The 12,049-nt window shown below is 39.9% G+C and carries 9 protein-coding genes; 4 read left to right on the top strand and 5 right to left on the bottom strand.

The window, feature by feature from the left end; genetic code table 11:
• Nucleotides 1–326: 326 nt before the first annotated feature.
• Both ABFQ95_05075 and ABFQ95_05080 read right to left on the bottom strand, forming a co-directional pair.
• Nucleotides 327–1,973, bottom strand: a complete 1,647-nt coding sequence (locus tag ABFQ95_05075) for a hypothetical protein (GenBank protein MEN8236896.1) — start codon at nucleotides 1,971–1,973, stop codon at nucleotides 327–329.
• A complete protein-coding gene (locus tag ABFQ95_05080; GenBank protein MEN8236897.1) occupies nucleotides 1,970–2,179 on the bottom strand; it encodes a helix-turn-helix domain-containing protein in 210 nt (69 codons plus the stop codon). Before ABFQ95_05080 ends, ABFQ95_05075 begins: the two co-directional genes overlap by 4 nt.
• A 215-nt stretch (nucleotides 2,180–2,394) precedes the next feature.
• Here ABFQ95_05080 and ABFQ95_05085 point away from each other — a divergent pair, with 215 nt between their 5' ends.
• The 3 genes from ABFQ95_05085 (at nucleotide 2,395) to ABFQ95_05095 (ending at nucleotide 3,648) form a co-directional block, all read left to right on the top strand.
• Nucleotides 2,395–2,838, top strand: a complete 444-nt coding sequence (locus ABFQ95_05085; GenBank protein MEN8236898.1) for a helix-turn-helix transcriptional regulator — start codon at nucleotides 2,395–2,397, stop codon at nucleotides 2,836–2,838.
• Nucleotides 2,839–3,085: 247 nt separating this feature from the next.
• On the top strand, nucleotides 3,086–3,346 hold the full coding sequence (locus tag ABFQ95_05090; GenBank protein MEN8236899.1) for a type II toxin-antitoxin system prevent-host-death family antitoxin: 261 nt from the start codon (nucleotides 3,086–3,088) through the stop codon (nucleotides 3,344–3,346).
• Nucleotides 3,316–3,648 carry a type II toxin-antitoxin system RelE/ParE family toxin gene (locus tag ABFQ95_05095; GenBank protein MEN8236900.1) on the top strand — a complete coding sequence of 111 codons (333 nt, stop codon included), beginning with the start codon at nucleotides 3,316–3,318 and terminating at the stop codon, nucleotides 3,646–3,648. The genes ABFQ95_05090 and ABFQ95_05095 overlap by 31 nt, the downstream gene beginning before the upstream one ends.
• Nucleotides 3,649–4,226: 578 nt before the next feature.
• Here ABFQ95_05095 and ABFQ95_05100 read toward each other — a convergent pair.
• The 3 genes from ABFQ95_05100 to ABFQ95_05110 form a co-directional block, all read right to left on the bottom strand.
• Nucleotides 4,227–6,539: a hypothetical protein gene (locus ABFQ95_05100; protein MEN8236901.1), complete on the bottom strand. Its 2,313-nt coding sequence runs from the start codon at nucleotides 6,537–6,539 to the stop codon at nucleotides 4,227–4,229.
• 280 nt (nucleotides 6,540–6,819) lie between these two features.
• Entirely contained in the window at nucleotides 6,820–8,502 is a 1,683-nt protein-coding gene (locus ABFQ95_05105; GenBank protein MEN8236902.1) for a hypothetical protein, read from the bottom strand.
• A 207-nt stretch (nucleotides 8,503–8,709) separates the two neighbouring features.
• The gene (locus ABFQ95_05110) at nucleotides 8,710–11,064 is read right to left on the bottom strand and encodes a hypothetical protein (protein ID MEN8236903.1); all 2,355 of its coding nucleotides are present in this window, start codon (nucleotides 11,062–11,064) and stop codon (nucleotides 8,710–8,712) included.
• A 407-nt stretch (nucleotides 11,065–11,471) separates the two neighbouring features.
• Between ABFQ95_05110 and ABFQ95_05115 the strand changes: the two genes are divergently transcribed.
• Nucleotides 11,472–12,049: integrase arm-type DNA-binding domain-containing protein (locus ABFQ95_05115; GenBank protein MEN8236904.1), on the top strand; the 578-nt coding region annotated here is incomplete at its 3' end.

A 12,049-nucleotide genomic window follows, 5' to 3' on the forward strand; every position in this document is an offset into this window, starting at 1 on the left:
CGACCACTTTGTCCGGTCTGTACCGGCAACTATGTCCGGTCTGTACCGGCAACTATGTCCGGTCTGTACCGGCAACTATGTCCGGTCTGGACCGGCAACTATGTCCGGTCTGTACCGGCAACTATGTCCGGTCTGTACCGGCAACTATGTCCGGTCTGGACCGGCAACTTTGTCCGGTCTGTACCGACCACTTTGTCCGGTCTAGGAACGATCACCCTAAATGGTTCTGGTATTGGCGAGGAATGGGTTAAGCTGCAACAAAGCCATAGCGACAAACACATCGGCTACTTTCGGATAGCGGTAGTCCTCACATCCTTTATGCAGCCTTAAATACTGTTTGTTGAAGCTTTCTGTGCCGCCAAAACGGCCTGCATGGAATCCCCCAAGGATTTTGCTGGCTGAGTTGACTGACTTTTTGGCATTGCTGTCACTTGGTGATCTGATGCTTTCTCTGGAGAGGATTTCAATGTAGGTCCACAATCTTCGTCTGTTTCTGCAAGCTCTTTGTTACTGCTTGCCTGACCATAACCCACAGGGGACATTGCAACGGTAAGCTCATGCTCCTGCACTAACTGACTCAGCTCTGCTTTGGCTTGAGCAATCTGTTCCTCTTGCTCTTTTAATTCCTCAGTCAATTGCAAAGCACGCGTATCGGTTTGGTAAAGCTTGGCAAGCCGATCATCAAACGTCATACCAAATAGTTGCTCCGAGACTTTCTGATCTCGCTCAAAACGATACATCATCGGGATATGTGCATTTTGCCAGCCAGATTTGCGAAATTCTTCTCCTACAAAATCACTACGTTGCTGAGCTTGTTCGGCAAAAGATTGCTTCAGCTTTGCTTCTTCTTCCTGCGTGAATTCTGCAATGCGTTGATTAATGGCTTGGCGTTGCTCTCTGCGTAGGGTGTGTTTTAAGCTGTCCAGGGAAGAGACTAGACCTTCTTGATCTTGCTGCAACCATCTCAGTTGTTCGCGCTGGTTGGTAATTGCTGTATCCAGTTTGCTTGAACGATCTCCCAATACAAATTCACCCGCCAGAATCCGTTCAACCGTTGCAGGCTTGATCACCCAACTAATCCAGGCTTTGCGAAAATCCTTGTTGCCAGTTTCCCCCATTAGGAATTTTGATGAGGCAATCATCCGACAATAACGCCTCCAGCGCTCTATCTGACCCGCAAAACTCAAGCGTAAGGCATTTTCTAACTGCAAACATAAACCTGGTTTATCTTGACAACGGTCCAGTTCTCCAACTTCTTCAATCCATATTTTTTTCATCTTTTCTCCTGTTGCTGAAGCATCAGATGGTTTTGACGAATATTGTTTTGATGAATCGGGAATTGGCTCTTTTTTTTGGGCGGCCTTACTTTTCCTACTGTAAGCCTTTTGTTTGCTAGCTTCTAAGGGCTTGGAACAATTTTCATCTTTCCTAAACTGGACAATGTTGCCACTCTTAAAGGGTACACTTTGGGAAGATACATTTGGGGACTGGATATTTTGTCCAGCATCAAAATGCGGTTCTTGAGATGGCTCAAGATTTTCTTCTGCATCTATGGCAAAAGCTTTCGTAATAAACGCATTGGCAACCTCATGATTGCGCAGAAAATGGGTTTGGTTGCGCGTCCGCTCATAATAAAGCGCATATAGCTTGCCTTGAAACTTATCTTTTGTCGCAAAAAAAGCCGTCTTACTGGGATAGCGAGTTCCAACATGACTGAAGACGCGGGTAAAAGCGCGACGATTGAGACTGATTTCCTCCAGCCAACTATCACCTTTTCGGTAACAGGGATGATCACAGGGCTCAAAAAACTTATAAAATCCATCCGGCTTGAGGGCAAACCAATACTCCAGCCGATCAATAAGGATTGCGGTTTTTTCAGAGCCGGTGGCCGTTTTTAGCTCAGGGTAATACTTTACATAGTAGACAGGGCGTTGCTGAATCGCTGTGCCAACATGATCATTGCTGGCAGTCATGATCCATCTGTAACGTGTGGGTGAGAGGTATGCTCGCGTAATTGCTCTTTTTCAAACCGCTCTACATCTTTAGGGCGATACAAGACCCGCCTACCTAGCTTAACGTATTCAGGACCTTTGCCAGTCCAACGCCATTGTTGCAAGGTTGTCGAGGACAAACACCAGCGTTTTGCCAGCATTTTTGTTGTGAAAAGAATTTCCTGCATTTGTCGTTCCTCCTTGTATCTGATTATCCAAATACCTATGCCAATAAGTTGTTATACATATTCGTTATATAGACTGTCAATGCTGTTAATTCTTACCCTATATGCAGTTATATGAACTTGCATGGAGTTATCAGATATGCTATTTAAGTTATATCAACATCTATGAAGTTCTATTAAGCATGATAAACTTTGGTAACGAATTTGAAAGGTAGCCGATGAACACCCTACAACAACAACTGATCAACCGCATGCAGGAAAAGAATCTTTCCGCAGCTGAATTAGAGAGAAAAGCTGGACTTAAGATGAGCGCCGTGCGCAATATCATCAAAGGCCAATCCAAAAAACCCAGTGCAGAGTCATTAATAGCAATCTCCCAAGTCCTAGAGTGCACTATTGAAGACTTATTTGAGGTAGAACGTGCAGGATCTAGTGGCCATGTTCCCATGCAAAAAAAAGAAGATCCCAGTGAACCAGTTGAAGATCTGAAGTTTCTCGCCAAGACAGCAGATAAGGTGATCAAACTGCTAAGTGAAGCTGACAAGAATTGCAGCTTCGAAGAAGTATTTTTCTTCATTCAGGAAACTTATATGTATTCCCTGGGCTCCTCCTATCCAGAAGTTGATGTAGCCTTTGCCAAATGGTTGATTAGCAAGAATTAGAGGCAGAGGCGATGCCAAATTTCCCGTCTCTCAAAAACCCTCCTGAGAGATCAAAAGCGTTCGTTTGTGTGACAATCAAAATTCATAGTAAAAATCCATTTAAATATGTCACTTACCCTGTAACAAAAACTACGTGTTGTAAAGGGATAATTGAAGATAAAGAAACTCTCAGCCTACATTGGCTTGCAATTTTTATCAAAAATGTACATAATATAACATATGTACATAAACATTGAAGGAGTATTTGATGGAAATTCGCACTCAATTTACAGTTGCTGATGTCCGAGTTCACCTTACTGATGCACTGAACACAGCTGCCTATGGAAAAGAACGTGTTATGATCATGCGCCGTAATAAACCGTTAGCTTACATAGTTCCAATGGAAGATATTGAATTATTGGAGCAAATCGAAGATCGTTATGACGCTATTGCTGCCAAAAAAGCCCTAGATGAGGCAAGTTCTGAAGGTTTCATCGATTGGGAAGAGCTAAAGAAAGAGTTGGATTGATCTGCTATAAAGCTGGAAAAAGAAAATTGATATACAAAGCGCTATTTACACCTCAAGCAGCAAAATCCTTGAAGAAGCTACCTTCCAATATTCGTAACCTCATCTCCCGGAAAATTGATACATTGTTGGAGAATCCTTTTCCCTACAATTCTGAAAAACTTAAAGGCTATCAGTCTTTACATAAAACTAGAGTCGGTGATTACAGGATAATTTATCAAGTTGAGCAAGAAAGTATAACCATCGTTATCGTACGAATTGGACATAGAAGAGAAGTTTATCAAAAGTTACATGCGTCAACATAACTAAGCCCACATGCCCGGGCACATTCTCAAAACTCATCTTCAAGGTACCTTTTGAGAGATTGAGTTTCAAAAGACAGTTTTGAGAGACCTTTTATTGGGTTTGCGGGTTTTTGAAAGGGCGAATTTCACGTCTCTCAAAAACCATCCTTTTTGAGAAATTATATCGCCAAAAAACCGTGGCATGTCCATTTGAGCCCTGAATTTCCTAATTTATTGATTTAAAATGAAATTTAAATTGTGAGATTGTTTTTCAAAAAAACTAAAAAACTTCACGTGTGTGGTTTTTATGTCACGCTTCGTCATCAAGCACAGTTGTAAAATTCGTTAAAACCAATGGGTATACCTCCACAGAACCTAAATTTGTATCCTCTCCATATTTACGGGTAAATCGGAGGTTTCAGATTCTATTATTGATTTCTAAGTATGAATTTCCTTCACCTGGCTCCGTTACCCGGGAATTTAGAGAAGATACCGGGAATCTTTGGTGAGAAACTCACATGCTGTTGTTGTAACCCCACTAATTCAAACAATTTTCCCTTAAGTTAGTGTCATTGGTGTACTGTCCCTGTTAAACTCGTTTACAATTCTGATACTACAGCATGTTTGTCCATAATGTTAAAGATCTTTTTGGTTCTTACATGATCAAACCCAAAATGATCTATGATTAACCTGAGATATGTTCTGATAATTTCTTGATTGTTTAGATGAGCGCCAACAACTGTCAATTTTTCATAAAGCTTGTAGAGGGTGTCGCTTTCACGTTTGACGAAAAGACGATCATAGATTTTTTGTGCTTCAAGGTACTCGTTGTATGATTCTGCATACAGACCTTTTGCCAAAAAAATATCTCCTTTTACGACACATGCGTAGGCTTGATCTCGATGGCTTTGTAGTGGGTAGCATGAATCAATCGTGCGTTTTGCCTTGGTCAGAAGCTCCATAGCTGCTTCATTCTTGCCCTGCCTGAGATATAGATCGGATCGTGCTATGTCGATGCTCGCTGAAAGAAAATTATCGCTGCTTCCATAATATTTTTGAACTTGGCTTTTAACTGCGGTAAATCCAGCTTCAGCCTCAAGGTACCTTCCCAAAGAGAGCAAAATGATATTCTTCACAACCAAAAAGTGAAACAGATCACTCTTGCTCACAGATTGGTGTTGGTCCTTCTCGATTGCTGTTTGAATACTCTTAAGAGCTAATTCATAATCACCATTATCAAGAAGAGCCCGGGCATAAATGAAATAAAGCACCGATTGCCCAAGAATATTTCCAGAGCGTGCAAGAAGCTTCTTGCCCATCTCGCAAGTTTTTAAACATTGCCCTATGTCCCCTTGGGAAAAGTACGCTTGAGCTAAATTGAAATAATTTCTTAGCATTTCTTCAGCGCAATCATCAACACCTGCAAGAGTGGCTAACGATTGCCGGTAGGCAGCAATAGCAGCTTTGATATTAGTATTACGCCACATCTCATAGCTGCCTTTGGCAATAAAATATTGCGCCTGGACTAAAGGAGTTACCTGTAAACCCTGTTTGAGCAGCGCAGACAATTTGTGCAGCATCTCGGTAGATTTTGCAAAATCTCTTTTTTCGTAAAGGTAATATTCCAATAAGCGCAGTTGCACGATAAACATTTCTGGCGTCCTACACTGATTCCCTTTCCCCACACTCAGGACTTTTTCCAAGTGGAAAATATCGTTGGCATTATCTTGGACAAACTTACTGAATTCATAGAAACGGCAAGGATAATACTGAGTTATTGCCATAAGTGCGTCCTTAAAAAATGCATGGTGATTTTCCCCTAGTCTACTTCTCATTGTATACTGTATCACCTCATGTATCCGATAATATTCTGTTTTTGTTAGATTGTTCTTTTCCAAGAAAGAGAATTTGTTGATATAGGCCAATAAAATATCAATGGAGTCCCGGGATTGGCGCACATCAGCCCATTTAGCCAACAAATTCTTTGAAATATAACCTGCGTTCAAATGGGATGTGAAAAGCAGTATTTCATAGGCTTCAGGAAAACTGTCTTGGAATTTATCTAATCGCACATCAATAGCGGCAGTTGTGATCATATCTTCATCTTCAAACACGCGAGAAGCCAGAATCGATTCATTTCTGCCCCGTTGTTTCATCTTTTTCAGCAGGTAGATCCTGATATATTCATCAATTGTCATGTCGGGTTTGATCTTGAGCAGTTTTACGAACTCCGACAAGGCGTAAGGATAATCCCCTAATCGATCTGCCAACAAATCAAGCTTTGTCAGCGGATCGTCTTTAAGCACAGAAGCTAACAAATCGATGGATTCGGATCTTTTAAATTTCCCCAGTTTAAGCATCGCCCCTTCTAGCAAGGAATTTTGTGAAGTCACAATGATATGTTTTTGTGTATTCTGGCCAATTTTGGGAAGGTATTTTTTGATGAACCCGAGTGCTTGCGTGTTGTCAAATATCAAAAGCCATTTTTTGTCAGTTTGACGCAGTTGATCTTTAACAATTTGCAGTAGCCTATTGTCAGAAACCGCATCTACTTCAATGGCGGACCCAGATTTTTCTTGGATTAGGTTCCAGTGAAAAGCTAATTCCTTAAATTGTGCTGTGATATTTGCTGAAGCGTCTATCCACCACACCATATCATACTCCTGGTAGTGTTGGTGTGCATACCGCAGTGCCAACTGAGTTTTGCCAATCCCTGTAACACCAATGATCAGCAAAAGTGGAGAATCATCTAGAAGTTTTTCCATATTTTGTAGGTATTCTTCCCGGTTCACAAAAAATGAATCTGTCTCAGGAACATTCCATATCAGCGGCACACAATAAATAGGATTTAACAATAAGACGTGGAAACCACCTACAAAAAGCAGGGTATTCTTTAGTTGACGCAGTTGCAATGTACCGCATTTGTTATTCCCAAACCTGAAACCTAAGGGGAGGGTAGCATTTTTTAGGACTATTTGTTATTGCTATGATCTCTTTTTTTTATAACTCCTAAAAAACAATCTGAAAATAAGTGGTTTTATTAGATGGCGCCGGGGTGGATCCATTACGTGGAGCTCGACACTACAGCTGGTCACCTCTCGGATCAAGTCCGGGACAGGTTATTTCCCCCAGCTCCGGAGGGGATGGATTGGGCATTGGATTTCACTGAATTTTATCGGATCTGGTCTAACCTTAACCTCTATCCCTAAATATAGGCACCACCTTTCCTTTTGACAGCTCACCATGGTCAGGCAGCCATAACTTGATGTTGTTTTTCCCATTTTGGGAATCTTGGCTTCGGGTAAAAGTTACATTCCAACCAGCAGCTTGTATCAAAGCAGTTACACTTGCTTTATTGGGATTTAGAATATTACGTGTTTTAGGGTATTCTCTCACTGTTGCCTTGCCATTATCAGTAAAAGAAAAAAACAACCCATTTTCCTGACGAACTTCGATATACAATTGCTTTTCAAGAAGATATCTCTCCAAGATTAGACTCATCAAGTTATGCAGTACAATTTTGAGCAAAAATGTATCTGTAACTATGGGAGTAGACACTTGGTTGTCAATTGTCACAGTGATTTGCTGATCCGTAGTTGCGTTTGCAAAAATGCTCAAGACCTCCTCAAGCAATTCATCAATATCCACTGCACTGCTTTCTTTCTTGATGAAATGCCCCTCTGCTAACTTGTGGAAGATTCGCTTTTCTTTTTCAGCAAGTTGTTTGATTTTGGCCAGTAAGCCATTGTAATCTGGCACCATGCTGGTCGTCTCCAACAAAATATCACAGAACATTTTTCCATCTGAGCCTATGGTTTGGTAGTTTTTGATCATCTCAAATAGCAACTGCTCGCGTTTTTCCCTTATAACCTCCAGCTGTAATAACTTTTGCTCTTTTTGCAGGTTACTTTCATCGAGTCTATCTGCTTGTTGCGATAATCCCTGGGTTTTGCGGGTTAAAGCTTTGTTGCGCAGCAGTAATCTTTTATTACGTCTTGTCGTTAAACAGGAGAAAAGAGGGCCTCCTACGAGAGTGGATAAAAGTATGCCGCACACCAGGACCAATAAATAGCTCTGGTGCTTTTTAAGAAACTGCAAAAAACTTGGATATGCCACATCAAGAACGTAGAGGATTGGCGCACCGGCAATTGTCACAGAAAAATACTGACGCTTGCCCACATCTGCAACTGTGGACTGTTTAAAATCACTGGGAATGAGGTTGGCTAAGGTAATTTGTGCTTTCAAGGTGCCGAGGATGGAATTGTTGTATCGTACTGATTTTTGAATGGTAAACATTTGCCACTTTGATTCGTCTTTCATCAAGGCCTCTTTGGGGATTTTGAGCCGCTTGATCACTTCCAATCTAGATTGATTAGTTTTCTGATTTGAGACTGGATGGTATTCCAGATTCATGAGTGTTGGCAGGGGGCCAAAATAAAATTTCTGAAAATCAGTGTTTAGAATCATAGTGATTTTGTGGGTATCATTTTTGTTATTTCCGATCCGATACGCCAGAAGCTTGAGAAACTGGTCAAAAGCAGTCAGCGCTTGGTTAACCTTTTTGGACACTCGAGTCGTTTGGATCCTATGCGACGAAAGGGTTTTTGATCGATAGACCCGGTAGGAATAAAAACTGCTCGATAACAACAACGTTGCCAAAAAAGCGCTGAGCAGTATGATGATGTGCATGCGGCGTAATTTCAGATTTTTAGTTGCAGCGCAGTACTTAAGGGTGTACCGAACAACAATTTTGGTAAAACTACAGCATATGAACCCAACAGCTTGGTGTAACCTCAGTAGTGGTCTTAGCACAAACTCCCTGGGTGAGGTAGCAACATCTCTCGCCTGCGTATTTGTATCAAAGTGCCTGCCCATGGATCCCTCCTTGCCGCCATATTACGACAATTGGAGAAAATAGCTAGATGGATGAAAGATTACGAACAAGGAATTAATTCTGTCCGCTCTACCTCAGCTTATACAGACAACAGAAAAGTACCCTTCTTTATCATTGGAATCAAAGATAATCCTTGTATCAAGTTGCAAGATAATTAGATTTTAAAAATGAAAATCAAAGCAGTTATATTACTGGCCTGATGCATTAGCATTATCTACACCTATCTTTCTTTTTACGCTTTTTAATTCTTTGTGGGCATAAGTTATAGCCATTTCCAATGCATCTACAATATCGTCATGCTTTCCGTGTGGATAATTATCCGATTTAAACCCCGGCGCAATCCAGCTCATTTCTCGCAGTAAAGAATTTTGCTTGTCTCTGTTTTCAAAATCTTTCTTGAGGAATTCTTCATCAACGAACAATTTACCTTCTTCCAAAAGAGGTTTGAGAGTATTTACAATTCTTATTCCTTTATCTTTACCAGTTGTTTTGATTGAAACAAACTCAAAACTTTCTGAAAACAATTTCTGAGAATGATCAAGAATCGTTTGTGCAGTTACGTTTTGTTGTGGGGAAACATTGGTATTCACAAATGATTTCGGTTGACTATGAGCATATTTCAAATCATCGTCACTTTCACTACTTTCCTCGGTAGTATAATCTTCTGTTCCATTCAATTCATTCTCTATTTTTAAATTTCCCATATTTATCTGGATTGATTCTTTTAGTTTTCTAAATCGGTAATATTCTCTCAGAGCCACAAGATATCCGCCTTGGTTATAGTTAAATTCTACAAGAACTTCCTTAACTTTTTCTCGTTCAGCAATATCTAAAAGTTGATCAAAGATCTCATCCGATAAGCCATCTCCCTTAATACTGCCCGCAGCTTTAACGAAAACCTCACCGGCGCTGTTACTTTTAATCACAGCATATCCTACAGGGTCACTTCCTGCCCCCGAAGGGTCAATGGACATTTTTACCGATCCCAGGTTCCATTTTGACTTATCTACATATTTCTTTGAAGGAGAATTCCTAAAAGGTAAGGCGGATCGAATTTCATTCGAATGTTGCTGCTCTTCAGATACAGAAATTAGGTTCTTGACAGGTAATTCACTTTCTTCTGAAAACAAAAGGGCATCTTTGGGATCTAAAATAAACTGAGAATTTTTAAATTTTTCTTCTAAGATTAGTGTAGCTTTTTCGTAGAATTCATCACTTAATTCTTCTTGATTTGATTGTTCACATAATTCTAGGATTTCTATTAAAGTATGCTCTGTTTTCTTTAGTTTATCCACAACCTTTTGAAGATTAATATTATTTTTCGCTAATCTCAAAAAAGACAATTTAAGTTTGAATTTTTCAAAAAGAAGCTCAAAACCGTCGTATGCAATCTTATTATTTCCTAAATCAAGATCTTTCAGATTACCCATTGTACTCAAAGGATGAATGATTTTTTTAAGCGTATTACTATTAATTCCATTTTTTGAAAGATATAGTTTTTCCAAAAATTGGTAATTGTTTATGGTTTCTAGGAGTTTGTAAGTGGAGTTCCCTAGATTGTATCTGGACATAGTGAGAAATTTAATTTGACTATTTTTCTTTTTTAATTTCGGGAAAAAACATGCCCTTAAAATCTTCTGTGTTGGTATTTTTCCTTTTTTAACAAACTTTAACTCCTCTAAATCATCTACATTGTGCAAGCAAAAAATCTGACTTTGCTCGTATGTATCAAATGTATAACTTTCTTTTGCAGCCTCATCGCTGTGCTTTACAAGAACGATTCTCTCGTTATATTGGTCAAGATCTTTTAAATTATCAAAGTGGTTATCAGAAAGATCTAATAACTTCAGATTACTAAGTTTGCCAAGCATTGCTGATAATGAGAGGATTCCTTTATTTTTTACAGAATTATCACTAAGATTGAGATTAGTGAGACTGCCAGGATTTTGAGTCAAGTATGTCGATAGCAATCCACAATCTTCATCGTCTAAAGTGTTGCGTGCAAGATTAAGTGAAGTAAGAGATTTATTTAACTGGAGTTTATTTAAAAACGATTTAATCCCCCCAAGAAATGCACACTCCAGATTTAGAGTCTTAATATTAGAATTTTCAATAAAATTAATTAGTGGATCAACATATTTACTGTCTATAATACTTTCATTGAGGGTAATGGTTTCAAGATGTTCAAGAGAAAGCAGAGTTGAGTATAAATCTTCCATCTTTTCCTCGACTGCTGCAATAGCTACTCCCAAATAAAACGTAAAATACTTAGTTGTAGTATTGCCTCTTAACCCCTCCGCTATACCCAAAAATGGCACATCACAATCAACAATCAAATAGGTTATATCCAAGTCTTCAATGTCATAGTCAGATCCTGCAAAAAATTGCTCGGCACGCTCTCTGTTTCTGCCTTTAACACTATTAAGGCAGGCCTTTTGTAAACGTTCTTTATCTGTTTCTGGTTGCTCTTCTGTTGCAAAAACAGATGCCGCTGAGTTACAAATCAACAAAACAACTATCGACAAAATACGCAGTGCTTTCATAGGTACTCTCCTTATTATTTATTCCTCATCCCAAGATCAGCTCTTGAAAAAGAAGGCTGGTGAAATTTTCCCAAATGCTTACCATATGCTTGCCCAAATTATTTTTGAAATTTCCCGATCCTCTGAAACCCTTACTGGGCTTGGTGGGCGCTACAGGGCTCGAACCTGTGACCCGCTGATTAAGAGTCAGTTTCTCTAGTGATCCGCAATTCCGCATTGTTTGTATAATGCCCTATAAATATTGGCTTTGCAAGGAGTTTTCGGTCTCCCTCGGTCTCCGAAAATCTCGGAAAATCTCCCCCAGTCTCTCTCGGTTGTTCCCTGCTGGCTCCCTCATTTTTTCTTGAAGCGATTTTTTACATCTGCTACCTTAATAACTACAAATAACTCATTTACGGATATATTTTATGAATACTCAAAAGAAGAACCGTGTCAAGCTCACCAAGCGCATCGTTGAAAGCACCGCGCATGATACTGAGCAGCAGAAGTACCTTTGGGATACAGAAATCAGTGGTTTTGGTTTACGCATCTATACAACTGGGCGAAAGATGTATTTCTTCCAGTATCGTAACCAACACCGAACTACCAAGAAGATTAAGATTGGAGTCCATGGAAACATCACGACTGAACAAGCCCGAGAAACCGCCAAAGAACTTGCTATCAAGGCCAGTATGGGAAAAGACCCCGCAGAGGAGAGTAAAGTTCTAAAATCCAGCCCTATGATGACTGATTTAGCCCGAGACTATATGAAACTGCATGCTCTAGAAGACAAAAGCCCAAAAAGCATCAAGGAAGACAAAGCCATGCTTAAAAACCACATTTTGAAAGAGTTTGGCACTAGGAAGGTAGCAGAAATTACCACTCGAGATATCCAAGTGCTTCGGGGGAAAATCAGTGATCGCAAAGTGCTTACAAACCGTGTTTTATCTTTGCTGCACAAAATGTTCAACTTGGCTATCGAATGGGGGTGGGTTAAAGAAAATCC

It is taken from the genome of Pseudomonadota bacterium (assembly GCA_039714795.1).
Classification (GTDB): Bacteria; Pseudomonadota; Alphaproteobacteria; order JAGOMX01; family JAGOMX01; genus JBDLIP01.